This is a genomic window from Streptomyces sp. NPDC101234, assembly GCF_044767525.1.
In the GTDB taxonomy this organism is placed as follows: Bacteria; Actinomycetota; Actinomycetes; order Streptomycetales; family Streptomycetaceae; genus Streptomyces; species Streptomyces sasae.
On record NZ_JBIWOA010000006.1, the window covers coordinates 105428 to 122098 of the forward strand.

General features: G+C 70.2%; 18 protein-coding genes. 9 read left to right on the forward strand and 9 right to left on the reverse strand.

All coding sequences use genetic code 11. The features are described 5' to 3' along the window. Window positions 1-128: 128 nt before the first annotated feature. From ACIRR9_RS13200 to ACIRR9_RS13210, 3 genes are all read left to right on the forward strand, one after another. On the forward strand, window positions 129-716 hold the full coding sequence (locus ACIRR9_RS13200) for a 50S ribosomal protein L25/general stress protein Ctc (RefSeq protein WP_403750682.1): 588 nt from the start codon (window positions 129-131) through the stop codon (window positions 714-716). A 245-nt stretch (window positions 717-961) separates the two neighbouring features. Continuing rightward, window positions 962-1564 (forward strand): aminoacyl-tRNA hydrolase, encoded by a 603-nt coding sequence (gene pth / locus ACIRR9_RS13205; protein WP_403750684.1) that lies wholly within the window; start codon window positions 962-964, stop codon window positions 1562-1564. A gap of 53 nt (window positions 1565-1617) precedes the next feature. Beyond that, window positions 1618-2118 carry a hypothetical protein gene (locus tag ACIRR9_RS13210; RefSeq protein ID WP_384560002.1) on the forward strand — a complete coding sequence of 167 codons (501 nt, stop codon included), beginning with the start codon at window positions 1618-1620 and terminating at the stop codon, window positions 2116-2118. Window positions 2119-2198: 80 nt separating this feature from the next. Here ACIRR9_RS13210 and ppc read toward each other — a convergent pair whose 3' ends face one another. Continuing rightward, on the reverse strand, window positions 2199-4943 hold the full coding sequence (gene ppc / locus ACIRR9_RS13215; RefSeq protein ID WP_403750686.1) for a phosphoenolpyruvate carboxylase: 2745 nt from the start codon (window positions 4941-4943) through the stop codon (window positions 2199-2201). Window positions 4944-5245: 302 nt separating this feature from the next. Here ppc and ACIRR9_RS13220 point away from each other — a divergent pair, with 302 nt between their 5' ends. Together ACIRR9_RS13220 and ACIRR9_RS13225 are read left to right on the forward strand one after the other, a co-directional pair. Continuing rightward, on the forward strand, window positions 5246-6259 hold the full coding sequence (locus ACIRR9_RS13220; RefSeq protein WP_403750688.1) for an acyl-CoA desaturase: 1014 nt from the start codon (window positions 5246-5248) through the stop codon (window positions 6257-6259). Further along, complete coding sequence (locus tag ACIRR9_RS13225) at window positions 6256-6930, forward strand: TetR/AcrR family transcriptional regulator (protein WP_123976407.1); 675 nt, start codon at window positions 6256-6258, stop codon at window positions 6928-6930. Before ACIRR9_RS13220 ends, ACIRR9_RS13225 begins: the two co-directional genes overlap by 4 nt. A gap of 25 nt (window positions 6931-6955) precedes the next feature. Here the strand turns inward: ACIRR9_RS13225 and ACIRR9_RS13230 are convergent, their stop codons facing one another. The 3 genes from ACIRR9_RS13230 to ACIRR9_RS13240 all read right to left on the reverse strand — a co-directional run bounded on the left by ACIRR9_RS13230 (window position 6956) and on the right by ACIRR9_RS13240 (window position 8385). Beyond that, the gene (locus ACIRR9_RS13230; RefSeq protein WP_384560008.1) at window positions 6956-7129 is read right to left on the reverse strand and encodes a CsbD family protein; all 174 of its coding nucleotides are present in this window, start codon (window positions 7127-7129) and stop codon (window positions 6956-6958) included. 66 nt (window positions 7130-7195) lie between these two features. Then, complete coding sequence (locus tag ACIRR9_RS13235; protein WP_403750690.1) at window positions 7196-7570, reverse strand: VOC family protein; 375 nt, start codon at window positions 7568-7570, stop codon at window positions 7196-7198. Next, window positions 7570-8385 carry a trans-aconitate 2-methyltransferase gene (locus tag ACIRR9_RS13240; protein WP_403750692.1) on the reverse strand — a complete coding sequence of 272 codons (816 nt, stop codon included), beginning with the start codon at window positions 8383-8385 and terminating at the stop codon, window positions 7570-7572. Before ACIRR9_RS13240 ends, ACIRR9_RS13235 begins: the two co-directional genes overlap by 1 nt. Before the next feature lie 89 nt (window positions 8386-8474). Between ACIRR9_RS13240 and ACIRR9_RS13245 the strand changes: the two genes are divergently transcribed. Further along, entirely contained in the window at window positions 8475-8972 is a 498-nt protein-coding gene (locus ACIRR9_RS13245) for a MarR family transcriptional regulator (RefSeq protein ID WP_365336309.1), read from the forward strand. Between the two features lie 57 nt (window positions 8973-9029). Here ACIRR9_RS13245 and ACIRR9_RS13250 read toward each other — a convergent pair whose 3' ends face one another. Continuing rightward, window positions 9030-9803 carry a LuxR C-terminal-related transcriptional regulator gene (locus ACIRR9_RS13250; protein WP_403750694.1) on the reverse strand — a complete coding sequence of 258 codons (774 nt, stop codon included), beginning with the start codon at window positions 9801-9803 and terminating at the stop codon, window positions 9030-9032. 260 nt (window positions 9804-10063) lie between these two features. Here ACIRR9_RS13250 and ACIRR9_RS13255 point away from each other — a divergent pair, with 260 nt between their 5' ends. Further along, on the forward strand, window positions 10064-10522 hold the full coding sequence (locus tag ACIRR9_RS13255) for a GNAT family N-acetyltransferase (RefSeq protein WP_403751172.1): 459 nt from the start codon (window positions 10064-10066) through the stop codon (window positions 10520-10522). A 3-nt stretch (window positions 10523-10525) separates the two neighbouring features. On the opposite strand, the gene galK is transcribed toward ACIRR9_RS13255, so the two are convergent. The 3 genes from galK to galT are packed head-to-tail and all read right to left on the reverse strand — an operon-like array spanning window position 10526 to window position 13707. Then, entirely contained in the window at window positions 10526-11680 is a 1155-nt protein-coding gene (gene galK, locus ACIRR9_RS13260; protein ID WP_403750696.1) for a galactokinase, read from the reverse strand. Further along, on the reverse strand, window positions 11681-12649 hold the full coding sequence (galE, locus tag ACIRR9_RS13265; protein ID WP_403750698.1) for a UDP-glucose 4-epimerase GalE: 969 nt from the start codon (window positions 12647-12649) through the stop codon (window positions 11681-11683). Further along, window positions 12649-13707: a galactose-1-phosphate uridylyltransferase gene (gene galT, locus ACIRR9_RS13270; RefSeq protein ID WP_403750699.1), complete on the reverse strand. Its 1059-nt coding sequence runs from the start codon at window positions 13705-13707 to the stop codon at window positions 12649-12651. The genes galE and galT overlap by 1 nt, the downstream gene beginning before the upstream one ends. A 136-nt stretch (window positions 13708-13843) precedes the next feature. On the opposite strand from galT, the gene ACIRR9_RS13275 reads away from it, so the two are divergent. Next, a complete protein-coding gene (locus tag ACIRR9_RS13275; protein ID WP_403750701.1) occupies window positions 13844-15556 on the forward strand; it encodes a sodium:solute symporter family protein in 1713 nt (570 codons plus the stop codon). 27 nt (window positions 15557-15583) lie between these two features. Continuing rightward, entirely contained in the window at window positions 15584-15919 is a 336-nt protein-coding gene (locus tag ACIRR9_RS13280) for a hypothetical protein (protein WP_403750703.1), read from the forward strand. Between the two features lie 59 nt (window positions 15920-15978). Here ACIRR9_RS13280 and ACIRR9_RS13285 read toward each other — a convergent pair whose 3' ends face one another. Beyond that, window positions 15979-16668, reverse strand: a complete 690-nt coding sequence (locus ACIRR9_RS13285; RefSeq protein ID WP_316769797.1) for a LuxR C-terminal-related transcriptional regulator — start codon at window positions 16666-16668, stop codon at window positions 15979-15981. Window positions 16669-16671 lie beyond the last annotated feature (3 nt).

The following is a 16671-nucleotide window of genomic DNA, read 5'->3' on the forward strand; positions in this document are numbered from 1 at the left end:
GCGCCGAGTAGACTTCTGAAGTTGCTCGGCGAGGGAGGCCACGCCTCCGTTATCGACGCGCTCTTCGTAGCAGGCCGTTCGTGGCCGGGTGACCACGTCCGTATCTACCTCTACGAGGAGTGATCCATATGTCCGAGGTGAAGCTCGCCGCCCAGACGCGCACCGAGTTCGGCAAGGGTGCCGCGCGTCGTATCCGCCGTGACGCCAAGGTCCCCGGTGTGCTGTACGGCCACGGTTCGGACCCGATCCACCTGACCCTCCCGGGCCACGACCTGCTGCTCGCGCTGCGTACGCCGAACGTCCTGATCTCCCTGGACATCGACGGCAAGACCAACGAGCTGGCGATCCCGAAGTCCGTGCAGCGCGACCCGATCAAGGGCTTCCTGGAGCACGTCGACCTGCTGCTGGTCAAGCGTGGCGAGAAGGTCACGGTCGAGATCCCGGTCCACGCCGAGGGCGAGCTGGCCGCCGGCGGCAACCTGCTGGAGCACGTCCTGAACGCGCTGCCGGTCGAGGCCGAGGCCACCCACATCCCCGAGGCCGTCACCGTCTCCGTCGAGGGCCTGGAGGCCGGCGCCTCCGTCCTCGCCAAGGACATCACCCTGCCCTCCGGCGTGACCCTGGCCGTCGAGGAGGACGCGGTCGTCCTCCAGGTCCTGGCCGCGCAGGCGGAGGAGGCCCCCGAGGCCGCGGGCGAGGAAGCCGCCGAGGCCTGATCCTCACCGTCGTCGCTTCGTCAGCCGCTGTTCCTCACGAGGGGCAGCGGCTGACGTGCAGCGTGAGCGCGCTGCACGCGCGCTCGCTCTCCTTCTCGCTCGCGCGTATCAAGGAGACGTGACTCCGCCCACCGCCGAAGCGGCGGGCTTCCAACCCGAAGGCTGCGGTCCAGCCCGAACCGGCCCCTTTTGGGGACTACAGGAAAGTACCACGGCGTTACGCACCGTGCGGACGAGGAATCGAGATGGACGTGACCACCCCCGCCAACGCCCCCTGGCTGATCGTCGGGCTCGGCAATCCCGGGCCCGAGTACGCGATGAACCGGCACAACGTCGGTTTCATGGTGGCGGATCTGCTCGCCGGGCGGATCGGGGGGAAGTTCAAGCGGGCCGGCAAGGCGCAGGCGCAGGTCGTGGAGGGGCGGATCGGGGCGCCGGGGCCGGCCGGCCGGCGGGTGATCCTGGCGAAGCCGATGTCGTTCATGAACCTGTCCGGCGGGCCGGTGAACGCGCTGCGGGACTTCTACAAGGTGCCGCTCGCCAACGTCGTCGCGGTCCACGACGAGCTGGACATCGACTACGGCGTCCTCCGTCTGAAGCTGGGCGGCGGGGACAACGGCCACAACGGGCTGAAGTCGATGACGAAGGCGATGGGGGCGGACTACCACCGGGTGCGGTTCGGGATCGGGCGCCCCCCGGGTCGTATGCAGGTCGCCGACTTCGTGCTGAAGGACTTCTCCTCGGCCGAGCGCAAGGAACTGGACTACTTCGTGGACCGGGCGGCCGACGCGGTGGAGGCGCTGGTGACCGAGGGGCTGGAGCGGGCGCAAAGCTCGTACAACTCCTGACTTGTCCCCCGCTTGTCCTCTACGGAAGTTGACCGACCGTAGGGAAATGGCCAATGATCCCGGCCATGCCTGCTGCCTCAGCCGCTTCCTCCCGTACGGCTCCGGTCGACGCGCTGCGTGTCGTGTCGATGGGCGCGGTGGCCGTGCTGATCCTGATCGCCGGTGTGTGGGGCTCCTGGGGCACCGCGCAGCACGTGATGCTGACGAAGGGCAAGGAGCAGGGCACCGTCAAGGTGGCCTCGTGCGGTGCGGACACCTGCTCGGGGCCGTTCACGCCCGTCTCGGCGGGGGCGTCGGCGCGTTCCGGTGTGGTGATCGACAAGTCGGTGGCGGTGCGCAAGGGGCAGACGTACGACGTGATCGTGAAGCCCGGCACCGATGACGTGGTCCGGTCGGGCCCCGCCGGGGTCCTGTACTCGTGGGTGCCGCTGGGCGGTGCGCTGCTGCTGGCGTCGGTGGTGGTGGCCGGGGGGCTGCGGCTGACGCGGGTGGCGTGGGTGCTGGGCGGTTCGGGGATCGCGCTGCTGACGGCGGCGTTCTTCGCGGTGCAGTAGACACAGCGATGCGGTAGACACATACGGCTGTGCCCCCGGGTGTACGACCCCGGGGGCACAGCCGTGTCCGAAGGCGGCGGTCAGCCGGTGTTGCGCAGGCCCGCCGCCACGCCGTTGACCGTGAGGAGCAGGGCGCGGGAGAGCAGCGGGTCGGCCGGGTCGCCCGCCGCGGCCGCGTCGCGCTGGCGCTTGAGCAGGGCCACCTGGAGGTAGGAGATCGGGTCCAGGTAGGCGTCGCGGATGGTGAAGGTCTGCTTGAGGACCGGGGTGGCGTCCAGCAGGTCGGCCTCACCGGTGATCTTCAGGACCTCGGCGACGGTCAGCTCGTGCTCGGCCCTGATGGTGTCGAAGACGTGCTTGAGCTCGTCGGGGACGAGGGTGTCGACGTAGTGCTGGGCGATCCGCAGGTCGGTCTTGGCGAGGGTCATCTCGACGTTGGAGATGAAGTTGCGGAAGAAGTGCCACTGTTCGTGCATCTCGTCCAGGACGGTGTCCCCTTCTTGCCGCAGGCCTGCCTCGCGCAGCGCCTTCAGGCCGGAGCCGACGCCGAACCAGCCGGGGACGATCTGCCGGGACTGGGTCCAGCCGAACACCCAGGGGATGGCCCGCAGTCCGTCGAGCGAGACGCCGGAGCCGGGGCGGCGGGAGGGCCGGGAGCCCAGGTGCAGGTCGGCGAGCTGGTCCACCGGCGTCGACGCGAGGAAGTACGTCGGCAGGTCCGGGTCCTCCACCAGGCGGCGGTAGGCGCCGTGGGCCGCGTCCGAGACCACGTCCATGGCCGCGTCCCAGCGGGCCAGGGCCTCCACCGACTGGCGGGGGGAGGTGTGCAGGGCGGAGGCCTGGAGCGTGGCGGCGACCGTCAGTTCCAGGTTCTCCCGGGCCAGGGACGGGATGAGGTACTTGTCGGAGATGACCTCGCCCTGTTCGGTGACCTTGATCTCGCCCTCCAGGGTGCCCCAGGGCTGGGCGAGGATCGCGTCGTGCGAGGGGCCGCCGCCGCGGCCGACGGTGCCGCCGCGGCCGTGGAAGAGGCGCAGCCGCACGCCGTAGCGGTGGGCGACGTCGCGCAGCCGGCGCTGGGCGCGGTGGATCTCCCACTGGGAGGTGGTGATGCCGCCGAACTTGGAGGAGTCGGAGTAGCCGAGCATGACCTCCTGGACGTCCCCGCGCAGCGCCACCAGACGGCGGTAGGAGGGGTCGGAGAGCATGTCCTCCAGGATGGTGTCGGCGGCCTTGAGTTCGTCGGTGGTCTCCAGGAGGGGGACGATGCCGACCTTCGCCCAGCCGCCGTGCAGGTCGATGAGTCCGGCCTCGCGGGCGAGGACCACTGCCGCGAAGACGTCGTCGGCGCCCTGGCACATGGAGATGATGTACGACTCGATGACCTCGGGTCCGAAGACCTCCAGGGCCTTCTTCACGGTCTGGAAGACACCGAGGGTCTTCTCGCCGGCCGCGTCGACGGGCGCCGGGGTCGGGGCCAGCGGCCTGCGTGAGCGCAGCTCCTTGGCGAGGAGCTTGCCGCGGTACTCGCGGGGCATGTCGGAGTAGCGCCAGGACTCCTCGCCGAGGCGGTCGAAGAGCTGGCCGAGGGCGTGGTGGTGGGCGTCGGCGTGCTCGCGGACGTCCATGGTGGCGAGCTGGAGGCCGAACGCGGCGAGCGTGCGGATCGTCCGGGCCAGCCGGCCGTCGGCGAACAGGCCGCCGCGGTGGGCGCGCAGGGAGGTCTGGATGATGCGCAGGTCGGCGAGGAGTTCGGCGGTGCCGAGGTAGTCCGCGCCGGGCTCGTGCGGGGTGCCGGTGGCCAGGCGTCGCTTGGTGTTCTCCAGCTTCTGCCGGATGCAGGTGGCCTTGAGCCGGTAGGGCTCCTCGGCGTTGAGGCGCTTGTAGCGGGGGCTGATCTCCGGGAGCCGGTCGAGGTCGGCCCGCAGGGACTCCAGGAGTTCCTCGGTGGCGCCGGTGTAGCGGATGGAGTTGGAGAGGAAGCCGCGGAGTTCGTCGATCATCTCCAGGGCGTCGTTGATGCCGTGCTCGTGCTGGAGGATCAGGATGTCCCAGGTGACCTGGGGGGTGACGTTGGGGTTGCCGTCGCGGTCGCCGCCGATCCAGGTGCCGAAGGTGAGCGGGCGGGTGTCGTCGGGGAGCTTGACGCCGACCCGCTCCAGCTCGGCGGTGAGGTCCTCCAGGACGTCGCCGACCGCGTCGGCGTGCAGTTCGTCGAGGTAGTAGATGGCGTTGCGGGCCTCGTCGGCCGGTTCGGGGCGTACGACGCGCAGTTCGTCCGTCTGCCACACCAGGTCGATGTTCTCGGCGAGGCGGATGTCGGTGCGGCGGCGGTCGGACTCGATGACCGGGGTGTCCAGCAGCGCGGCGACTCGCCGGAGCTTGTTGAGGACCGAACGGCGTGCGGCCTCGGTGGGGTGTGCCGTGAAGACCGGGCGGACGTTGAGGTTCTGGACGGTCTGGTGCAGGTGGTCGGCGTCGGCGTCCTTGAGCCGGTCGGCGGTGCGGGCGAGGAGACCGCCCTCCGCGGCGCGGCGGGTGCGCAGCTCGCGGCCGCGGTGGACCTGCTCGGTGACGTTGGCGAGGTGGAAGTAGGTGGAGAAGGCGCGGACCAGCTTGGCGGCGGTCTCCAGTTCCGTGCCACGCAGCAGTTCGGCGGCGGCCTCGCCGTCCTCGCGGGTGAGACGGCGGACCTTCTCGACGAGTTCCAGCAGCTCGGGGCCCTCCTGCCGGACGAGGGTCTCGCCGAGGAGGTCACCCAGTCGCCGGATGTCGGCGCGCAGCTCACTGTTGGTCGTGGTGGTCTGGTCGTCGGCACTGCTCACAGGTGCGGCTCCTTGCAGTGTTGAAGCTCGTCTGGAGGGGACCCGTCCGTCAGCCGCGCGGCGCACTGGTCGCATACGGGCCGGACATCCGGGAAGAAAACAGAGCGGACCGCGCTGTCCGACCGACTCCAAGGATAGGTGTCCATGAGGACGCGCAGGCTCTCGGGCTCTTGCTGCGAGACGCCTCGCTGCCATACTTACGTCGCCGTAGGTTACGGAACCGTAGGGAATGAGTTCTAGAGTCCCGTGCGGTGACCGCGGATCGGCACCTGTCTCAACCCTCGACCCCACAGGGGACGCGCATGACCTCGTCTGGTTCCGATGTGATCGAAGACGCCCAGAAGCCCGCCGACACCTCGCTTTCCTCCGCCACTCTGGGCGGCGAGCGGAAGGGTTCGATCGAGCAGATCACCCTGTTGCTGTTCATCGTCGTGCCGTTCCTCGCGCTGCTGGCGGCGGTGCCGCTGGCGTGGAGCTGGGGAGGCGTGAGCTGGCTCGATCTGGGCCTGCTGGTGTTCTTCTACTACCTGGGCTGTCATGGTGTGACGATCGGTTTCCACCGTTATTTCACGCATGGTTCGTTCAAGGCGAAGCGGCCGCTCAGGATCGCGCTGGCCATCGCGGGCTCGATGGCGGTGGAGGGCCCGCTGGTGCGCTGGGTGGCCGACCACCGCAAGCACCACAAGTTCTCCGACGCCGAGGGCGACCCGCACTCTCCGTGGCGGTACGGGGAGACCGTGCCGGCGCTGATCAAGGGCCTGTGGTGGGCGCACATCGCCTGGATGTTCGACGAGGAGCGGACACCGCAGGACAAGTACGCGCCGGACCTGGTCAAGGACCCGGCGATCCGGACGATCTCCCGGCAGTTCATCTACTGGACGATGCTGTCGCTGGGGCTGCCGCCGCTGATCGGCGGGCTGGTGACGATGTCCTGGTGGGGCGCGTTCACCGCGTTCTTCTGGGGTTCCCTCGTACGGGTGGCGTTGCTCCACCATGTGACGTGGTCGATCAACTCGATCTGCCACGCGGTGGGCAAGCGGCCGTTCAAGTCGCGCGACCGCTCCGGGAACGTGTGGTGGCTGGCGGTGCTGTCCTGCGGCGAGTCCTGGCACAACCTGCACCATGCCGACCCGACCTCGGCGCGGCACGGGGTGGAGCGGGGCCAGCTGGACTCGTCGGCGCGGATCATCCGCTGGTGCGAGCAGCTCGGGTGGGCGTACGACGTGCGCTGGCCGTCACGCTCGCGTATCGATTCGCGCCGTAACACCGGGGAAGGCGGCTCTCGACAGGGGGCGGAGGCCGTCGAGGCGGCATGATTGACGGCGTGGCGACCGACTCCAGCACCCCCAGTCCCGAAAAGCAGCGGCGGGCACGTCGTACCCGTATGACAGGTGCGGAGCGCCGCCAGCAGCTGTTGGAGATCGGTCGCACGCTTTTCGCGGCGAAGGGCTTCGAGGGCACGTCGGTGGAGGAGATCGCGGCGAAGGCCGGGGTCTCCAAGCCGGTGGTGTACGAGCACTTCGGCGGCAAGGAGGGGCTGTACGCGGTCGTGGTGGACCGTGAGATGCGCCGGCTGCTGGACATGGTGACCAGTTCCCTCACGGCCGGGCATCCGCGGGAGCTGCTGGAGCAGGCCGCGTTCGCGCTCCTGGACTACATCGAGGAGTACACGGACGGCTTCCGGATCCTGGTCCGGGACTCCCCCATCCCCCAGTCGACAGGTTCCTTCGCCTCCCTGATCTCGGACATCGCCACCCAGGTGGAGGACATCCTGGGCCGCGAGTTCAAGTCCCGCGGCTTCGACCCCAAGCTGGCCCCGCTGTACGCGCAGGCACTGGTGGGGATGGTCGCGCTGACCGGCCAGTGGTGGCTGGACGTGCGCCGCCCGAAGAAGGCGGAGGTCGCCGCCCATCTGGTGAACCTGTCCTGGCACGGCCTGGACGGCCTGGAGCAGAAGCCGCGGCTGATAGGGCACCGGAAGGCGTGAGCGCCTTCGCGGGCGTCGGTGCTGGTCAGTGCTTGAAGATGTCCTTGGTCTTCTCCTTGGCCTGGCGGGCGTCGCCCTTGGACTGTTCGAGGCGTCCTTCGGCCTCCATGGGCAGGTCGTGCGTCGCGCGTCCGCCGATCTCCTTGGCCTTGCCCTTGATCTGTTCCTTCTTGGCCTTTGCCTTCTGGTGTCCTGACACCGTCGATACCTCCTGACCGGGTCGGACTTCCTGGTCAGGACGCCGGGTAACCGTGATCGGGCCGGGTCAAACGGCGGCTTGGGGCATCGGCTCCAGGAACTCCAGGCGGTTGCCGACCGGGTCCTGCGAGTAGAAGCGGCGGTGGCCGGGGAGGTCGTCGTCCCAGGTGACGGTGGCGCCGCCGGCGGCGAGCCGTTCGGCGTAGGCCTCGATGTCCGTGACGCGCAGCCCGGGGTGGGCCTTGCGCGCCGGGCGGAAGTCGTCCTCGATGCCCAGGTGCAGGTGCACGGCCCCCGCCCGGAACCAGCAGCCGCCGCGGGCCGCGAGCGCGGGCGGCTTGGGGATCTCCGTCATGCCGAGCACATCGACGTAGAAGGCGCGCAGGAGGTCCTCGCGGCCCGGGGGCGCGGCCAGCTGGACGTGGTCGACGGCGCTGAGCATCAGCCCTCCGTCTTGCGGGCGACGGCGAAGATGCGGCGGAACGGGAACGGGGTGCCGTGCGGGCCGGCCGGATAGGCCTCGCGCAGGGCGGCCCGGTACTCGGCGAGGAACGCGTCCCGGGCCCCGGGATCGTCGGCGAGGGCGGTGAGGACGGGCCGCAGACCGGTGCCCTTCACCCAGTCCAGGACCGGGTCCTCGCCGGTGAGGAGGTGGACGTACGTCGTCTCCCAGACGTCGGCGGTACAGCCGAGCGCGGTCAGCCGCTCCAGGTAGGTCCCGGGTTCGAGGACGGCGTCGTCGTGGCGGAGGGTCTCGGCGAGCCGGTCGTGCCAGCGGGCGGAGTGGGCGAGGGTGCGCATCAGCCGGTGGCTGGGGGCGGTGAAGTTGCCGGGGACCTGGAAGGCGAAGGTGCCGCCGGGGGCGAGGGCGGCGATCCAGTCGGCGAAGCGGTCGGCGTGCCCGGGGACCCACTGGAGCGTGGCGTTGCTGACGATCAGGTCGTACGACGTCTCGGGCGCCCAGGTGCGGACGTCGGCGTGGGCGAAGTCGAGGCGGCCGCCGCCCGCGGTGGGCCCCGCGTACTCCACGAGCGCCTTGTCGAGCATCTCCGGCGAGTTGTCGTAGCCGGTGATGTGCGCGGTGGGCCAGCGTTCGGCGAGCAGGGCGGTCATGTTGCCGGGGCCGCAGCCGAGGTCGGCGACGACCGGGGGCTTCCCGGGCAGGCCGGGAACGCGGGCGAGGAGGTCGACGAAGGGGCGGGCGCGGTGGTCGGCGTGCCGGAGGTACTGGGCGGGGTCCCAGGTGGGAGAGGTCATGGACGACACGTTCCCGCCTCCATTCTCTTGATGTCAAGAGACTCGACATCAAGAGACTTCACATCGACACAACCACTACACTGATCGCCATGGAGGACGAGGTCGATCGGCTGGTGGCTGCGTGGCGCCGGGAGCGCCCGGACCTCGACGTGGAGCCGCTTGAGGTGCTCAGCCGGGTGAGCCGACTGGCCCGGCACCTGGACCGGGCACGTCGGCTGGCCTTCGCGGAGCACAGCCTGGAGCCCTGGGAGTTCGACGTGCTGACCGCGCTGAGGCGCGCGGGGAATCCGTACCAGCTCTCTCCCGGGCAGCTGCTGACGCAGACCCTGGTCACCTCGGGCACCATGACCAACCGGATCGACCGGCTGACCAAGAAGGGCCTGGTGGAGCGGCTGCCGGACCCGAGCGACCGGCGAGGCGTGCTGGTGCGGCTGACCGAGGAGGGCCAGGACCGCGCGGACCAGGCCCTGGCCGGCCTCCTCGCCCAGGAACGCGCGATCCTGGCCGAGCTCTCCCGCACCCAGCGATCCGAACTCGCCGGACTGCTACGCCAGTTGACCGCCCCGTTCGACAACATCCCCGGCTAGACGCTCCGCTGGACATGCCGCGGTAGGCCGCTCCGCTGGACGTGCCGCGGTAGGCCGTCAGGCGCTGCTGCTTTCCTCCGGCATGATCCGCCCGGCGGGCCCCAGGTCCACCGGCCCCACCCCGGCCCGGCGGGCGAGTGCGACCGCGGCCAGTGTGCTGTGGACGCCCAGTTTGCCGAGGACGTTCTGCATATGGGTGCGGACGGTGTGCGGGGACAGGAACAGGCGCTCGGCGACCGCCTTGCGCCCCAGGCCCGCCACCATGCACCGGAGTACTTCCCGCTCCCTCGGCGTGAGGGACTCCACCAGCCGTTCGCTCTCGGTGCGGTGCTTGCGCGCGGCCGTCAACTCCCGCAGGACGCCCGTGAGCAGGGCGGGCGGCAGATGCGTCTCGTCGCGCAGCACGCCCCGGATGACGTTCAACAGCCGGGACAGCGAGCAGTCCTTGGCGACCCAGCCGGAGGCGCCGGCCTGCAGGGCCAGGGCCGCCCGTCTGGGGTCGTCCTTCTCGGCGAGGACGACGACGCGGACGGCGGGCTGGGCCGAGCGGACGCCCGTGACCAGCGATATCCCGTCGACCAGCCCCTCCTCGTTGCCCACCTGCACCGGCACGGCCGGGCGGCCGGCGGGCAGTTGACCGCCCAGATCGGCGTCGACGAGCAGCACGTCGTAGCGGCGGCCCTCGGCGACCGCGCGCTCCAGGCAGCGCAGCGCCGCCGGACCGCTGCCGGCCGCGGACACGTCGACGTCGGGCTCGGCGGCCAGTGCGGCGGCCAGCGACTCGGCGAAGATGCGGTGGTCGTCGACGACCAGAACTCGGATGCGAACCACGAAACCCCCTTCCCCAGGCTCTTCACGAGCAGGGGATACCCCAAGGTCCGGAGAACGACGAACTATGCGGACACGACACCCGCGGGAGGGTGGAACCGCACAGCCGCCGCCGTGCCTGAACTGCTACCCCCAGCGCGGGCGTCGTACCCGACTTGTCTCGCCCCCTGATCAGCACCGGCCCCCACCGGTACCGCTCCTCAGAGTACGGCCGGGGGCCCGGAGCGGAAGGCAATTTGCAGAACTGCCCGGCCGACGCGTTTATGGTGTGCCGCATGTTTCGTATTGAGGCGGAAGTCGACAGGGAACGGCGGGATCTGCTCCGCACCAGGCTGCGGGACACCAACACGGCCGCGTCCCCGGTCCTCGCCGCCCTGCGCGGCACCCCCGGCGAACGCGAAGCGCCTTTGCACGTGTGGGCGATGGACGAACGCTCGGGCGAACTGGCAGGCGGTCTGGTCGGCCACACCTGGACGACCTGGCTGCATGTCACCTATCTGTGGGTGGACGGCCGGCACCGCGGCGCGGGCCTGGGCGGCCGGCTGCTGGCCGAGGCGGAGCGCATCGCCGGGAGGAACCGCGGCTGCACCGGCGCCCGGCTGGAGACCTGGGACTTCCAGGCCCCGGAGTTCTACCGGAAGCAGGGCTACGACGTGGTGTGCGTGATCCCGGACTATCCGCCCGGGATCACCGAGTACACCTTCGTGAAGCGGCTGGGCTGACGCTCAGACCTCCCGCCGCGCCCCCGCCGAAGGCACCGCCTCGAACGTCCGCGGTGCCTTGAAGCCGCCCGCCGCGAAGGCCTCCTCGACCGCCTTGGTGATGGTGTCGACGTCGGCCGCCTCCGCGAGGACGATCGCCGAGCCGCCGAAGCCGCCGCCGGTCATCCGGGCGCCCAGGGCGCCGGAGGCGAGGGCGGTGTCGACGACCAGGTCCAGCTCCGGGCAGGAGATCCGGAAGTCGTCGCGCAGCGAGGCGTGGCCCGCGGTGAGGACCGGGCCGATGGCGCGGGTGTCGCCCGCCTCCAGGAGGGCCACCACCCGCTCCACCCGCTGGTCCTCGGTGACGACATGGCGGACCAGGCGCCGCACCTCCTCCTCGTCGCCGAGGCGGTCGAGCGCGGAGTCCAGCTCGTCGTAGGGGATGTCCCGCAGCGCGTCCACCCCGAGCAGGGCCGCGCCCTTCTCGCAGCCCGCGCGGCGCTTGCCGTACTCGCCGCCGCTGTGGGCGTGCTTGACCTGGGTGTCGACGACCAGCAGCCGCATGCCCTCGGCCGCGAGGTCGAAGGGGATCTGCTTCTGCGAGAGGTCCCGGGTGTCCAGGAACAGGGCGTGCCCGGCCTCGCAGCAGGCGGACGCGGTCTGGTCCATGATGCCGGTCGGCGCGCCCACGTACACGTTCTCCGCGCGCTGGCACAGCCGGGCCAGCTGCCAGCGCTGCAGGCCCAGTTCGTACAGGTCGTTCAGCGCGAGGGCGATCACCACCTCCAGGGCCGCGGAGGAGGACAGGCCCGCGCCGGTCGGGACCGTGGAGGCGAGGTGGACGTCGGCGCCGGTGACCGGGTGGCCGGCCTCGCGCAGCGCCCAGACCACGCCCGCCGGGTACGCCGTCCACTCCTGGTCGGTGCCGGGCTCCAGGGCGTCCAGGGCGAGTTCGACGACCCCGCCCTCGATGTCCGAGGAGTGCAGGCGCAGCACGCCGTCGGTGCGGCGGGCGACCGCGGCCGTCGTCACGTGCGGCAGCGCGAACGGCATCACGAAGCCGTCGTTGTAGTCGGTGTGCTCGCCGATCAGGTTGACCCGGCCGGGCGCCGACCAGACGCCGTCGGGCGCGGTTCCGTAGAGCTCCACGAAACCGTCGTGCACCTGCTGTGCCCCCACTTACTGCTCCCTTGCTGCGCTGATGTGCTGCGCGAACTCCCAGGCGTCCGCGACGATCCCCGCGAGGTCCGCGCGGGTCGGGTTCCAGCCCAGCTTCTCGCGGGCGGTGGCCGCCGAGGCGACCAGGACCGCCGGGTCGCCGCCCCGGCGGGGGGCCACGACCTCGGGGATCGGGTGGCCGGTGACCTGCCGGACCGTCTCGATGACCTCGCGGACCGAGAAGCCCTCGCCGTTGCCCAGGTTGCAGATCAGGTGCTCGCCGGGCTGTGCGGCGGTCAGGGCCAGCAGGTGGGCGTCGGCGAGGTCGGCGACGTGGATGTAGTCGCGGACGCAGGTGCCGTCGGGCGTCGGGTAGTCGTCGCCGAAGACCGAGATGGCCTCGCGGCGGCCCTGGGCGACCTGGAGGACCAGCGGGATCAGGTGCGACTCGGGGTCGTGCCGCTCGCCCTGCGCGCCGTACGCCCCGGCCACGTTGAAGTAGCGCAGGGAGACCGCGCCCAGGCCGTGGGCGGCGGCCTCGCCGGTGATCATGTGGTCGACGGCGAGCTTGGTGGCGCCGTACGGGTTGGTGGGGCTGGTCGGCGCGGTCTCGACGATCGGGACCTGCTCCGGCTCGCCGTAGGTGGCCGCCGTGGAGGAGAAGACGAGCTTGCGCACGCCCGCCTCGCGCATCGCGCCGAGCAGCGCCATGGTGCCGCCGACGTTGTTGTCCCAGTACTTCTCGGGCTTCACGACCGACTCGCCGACCTGGGAGAACGCGGCGAAGTGCAGCACCGCCTCGTAGGAGGAGTCCAGCCACTTGGCGGCGTCGCGGATGTCGCCCTCGACGAAGGCGGCGCCCGCCGGGACGCCCTCGCGGAAGCCGGTGGAGAGGTTGTCCAGGACGGTGACCTCGTGGCCCGCCTCCAGCAGGTGCTGGGCGACCACGCTGCCGACGTATCCCGCCCCGCCCGTCACCAGGTACTTCATCAACTCGCTACCTCTCGCAGTCGCTCGGCCGCGCGCTCCGGCGGCACGTCGTTGATGAACACACTCATGCCGGATTCGGAACCCGCGAGAAACTTCAGCTTGCCGGACGTTCGGCGGATGGTGAAAAGCTCGAGGTGGAGCGCGAAGTCGTCGCGCGTGACGCCCTCGAACTCCTCCAGCGTCCCGAACGGCGCCTGGTGCCAGGCGGCGATGTAGGGCGTGGGAGGCTCACCCTCGCCGAAGATACGGTCGAAGCGCCTCAAGAGTTCCAGATAAACCTGGGGGAACTCTGAGCGTGCCGCCTCGTCGAGTGCGAGCAGGTCGGGGACCCGGTGCTTGGGGTACAGGTGGACCTCGTAGGGCCAGTGTGCCGCGTACGGCACGAAGGCGACCCAGTGTTCACCCTCAAGGACGACCCGCTCGCCGCCGAGTTCCCGCTCCAGGACGGCGTCGAAGAGGTTCTCGCCGCCGGTGGCCTCCTTGTGGGCCGCGAGTGAACGCAGCATCAGGGCGGTGCGCGGGGTGGTGAACGGGTAGGCGTAGATCTGGCCGTGCGGGTGACCGAGCGTCACGCCGATCTCCTCGCCGCGGTTCTCGAAGCAGAACACCTGCTCGACGGAGGGGAGATGAGACAGCTCCGACGTCCGGTCGGTCCACGCGTCCAGGACCAGGCGCGCCTGCTCCTCGGTGAGGCTCGCGAAGGACGCGTCGTGGTCCGAGGTGAAGCAGACCACCTCGCACCGCCCGGAGTCGCCGGCCAGCGAGGGGAACCGGTTCTCGAAGACCACCACGTCGTACGACGAGTCCGGGATCTCGCTCAGCCGGTCGCCCTTGGTCGGGCACAGCGGGCACTGGTCGGCCGGCGGGTGGTAGGTGCGGCCCTGCCGGTGCGAGGCGATGGCGACCTGGTCGCCGAGCAGCACATCGCGGCGGATCTCGGAGGTGGTGTGCGTCCGCTCCAGGGGACGCCGGTCCACCGCGTCCCGCACGGTGTCGTCGCGCAGGTCGTAGTAGATGAGCTCGCGACCGTCGGCCAACCGGGTCGAGGTCTTCTTCACTGCGGACTCCCGAATTTCGAGCGTTGTTCGAGTCAGCCAACCTTCAAACAGAACCGAACACACCAAAACACAACTCACCACGACAGTCAACATCGCAATCAATCAAGGTGAGACAACGAAAGTGTTGAATTACTGGGTGCAGAACCACACAAATACCCATGAATACCCCACACGTCTCACGGCGGACCTCGCGGCGGAGCTGCGGCTCCCCACCAACGGCCTGGACTACACGATCCTCGCGATCTACTTCGTGGTCGTCCTGGGCATCGGCTTCGCGGCCCGCCGCTCGGTGAGGACGAGCCTCGACTTCTTCCTCTCCGGGCGGTCGCTGCCCGCCTGGATCACCGGCCTCGCGTTCATCTCGGCGAACCTGGCCGCCACCGAGATCCTCGGCATGGCCGCGAACAGCGCGCAGTACGGCGCGTACACCGTGCACTGGTACTGGATCGGCGCGATTCCGGCCATGGTCTTCCTCGGCCTGGTGATGATGCCCTTCTATTACGGCAGCAAGGTCCGCTCGGTCCCCGAGATGCTGCTGCTCCGCTTCGACAGAGCCGCACACCTGCTCAGTTCGATCCTGTTCGCCTTCGCCGCCATCCTCATCGCGGGCGTCAACCTGTACGCCCTCGCGATCGTCGTCGAGGCGCTGCTGGGCTGGCCGCAGTGGGTGGCGATCGTGGTGGCGGGCGCGTTCGTGCTGGCGTACATCACCCTCGGCGGTCTCTCCTCGGCCATCTACAACGAGGTGCTGCAGTTCTTCGTGATCCTGGCCGCCCTGATCCCGCTGTCCGTGCTCGGCCTGAAGAGGGCCGGCGGCTGGGACGGCCTGGTCGACAAGCTCACCGCCACCCACGGCCACCACTTCACGACCGCCTGGGGCGGCACCGGCATCGGCTCCGTCAACCCGCTCGGCGCGAACTGGCTGACGATCGTCCTCGGCCTCGGCTTCGTGCTCTCCTTCGGCTACTGGACGACGAACTTCGCCGAGGTCCAGCGCGCCCTGTCGGCGAAGAACCTCTCCGCCGCCCAGCGCACCCCGCTGATCGCCGCGTACCCGAAGATCTTCATCGTCTTCCTGGTGATGATCCCGGGCCTGGTCGCCGCCGCGCTGGTGCCGGACATCGGCAGGTCCGGGTCCGGCCTCCAGTACAACGACGCGATCCCGTACCTGATGTCGCAGCTGCTCCCCAACGGCGTCCTCGGCATCGCGGTCACCGGTCTGCTGGCGGCCTTCATGGCCGGCATGGCGGCCAACGTGTCGTCCTTCAACACCGTCTTCACGACGGACATCTGGGCGAAGTACGTGGTCAGGGGCGAGGAGGACGCGTACTACGTGCGCTTCGGACGCCTCATCACCGTGATCGGCGTCTGCGCGTCCGTCGGTACGGCGTTCCTCGCGTCGTCGTTCTCGAACATCATGAGCTACCTCCAGACGCTGTTCTCCTTCTTCAACGTGCCGATGTTCGTCGTCTTCATCGTCGGCATGTTCTGGAAGCGCGCCTCGGCGAAATCCGGCTTCTGGGGGCTGCTCGCCGGGACGGTGACCGCGATGGTCAACTACTTCGTCCTCTACAAGCGGCACATCATCGACATCCCCACCGACCAGGGCGCCAACTTCGTCTCCGCGATCGCGGGCTTCGTCGCCGGCGCGGTGGTGATGGTGATCGTGTCCCTGTTCACCGCGCCCAAGCCGGAGGCCGAGCTCGCGGGCCTGGTCTACGGCACGCGCTCCCCCGGCATGACCGAGGCGCCCGCGCCCGGCGACGAGGCGTGGTACCGCAGGCCGGCGCTGCTGGGCTGGGGAGCGGTGGTCCTCGCGGCCCTCTGCTACATCCCGTTCTCGATCTGATCGCCGCCGCTGAAGAATGGAGGCACCATGAACGACGACTCCGGGCGCCCGGAGCACTCCGGGTTCCACTACTCCGAGCAGGACGTCCAGCGCGAGGTGACCGAGCTGGAGAGCAGGTCCACGACCGCCGCGCGGATCTTCGACCTGCGGCGGATCATCGGTGGGCTGTTCGTGCTGTACGGGATCATCGTCACGATCGCCGGGATCACGGACTCGCAGGCCGAGATCGACAAGGCGCAGGGGATCAACATCAACCTGTGGACGGGCATCGGGATGCTGCTGCTCGGGGTGTTCTTCCTGGTGTGGCTGCGGCTGCGGCCGACTCCACCGCCGGTGCCTCCGGTGGAGGAGGCCGAGAACTAGCTGCCGGTGGTTGTTCGGCCGCGGGTGTACGGGGGCTGGTCGCGCAGTTCCTCGCGCCCCTAGGGAATCTCGCTCCCGCCGTTGAGAGGTCCCGCCCTGTCCAGCAGACCAGTGCGCGCCGCCAGTGCCGCCGCCTCCAGTCTCGATCCCACGCCCAGTTTCATCAGGACCCTCTGCACATGGGTGCGGGCCGTGCTCGGGGCGATGCCCATGCCGGCGGCGATCAGCCTGGTGTCCTCGCCGTCGGCGACGCGCACCAGGACCTCGACCTCCCTCGGGGTGAGTATCTGGAGGAGGCGCTGGCCCTCGTCGTCCGGCTGGGCGGCGGGGTTGAGGAGTTCGCTGAACGCGCCCTGGAGGAGGGCGGGCGCGACGGCCGCCTCACCCGCCCGCGCTTTCATGATCGCCCGCTCGACGCCCTCTATCCGCTCGTCGTGCCGTACATAGCCCGACGCACCCGCGGCGAACGCCGCCGCGATGCCGCGCGGGGACGGCACCGGGCCCAGCACCAGGACCGCGACCTGCGGGCGTTCCTTCTTGATCCGTACCACCGGGTCGAAGATCCCCGGCTCGGCCGGTGTCGCCGTACCGAGCAGGCACACCTCGGGCGCCCGTGTGATCACCAGCTCCGCCGCGCCCGCGGCCGGCGCGGCCGCCGCGAGCACGCGGTGGCCGCGCAGTTTCAGCGCCGAGGCCAGCGCCTCGGCGAGCAGCCGGTGGTCGTCGACCACCATGAGCCGCACTCCCATAGA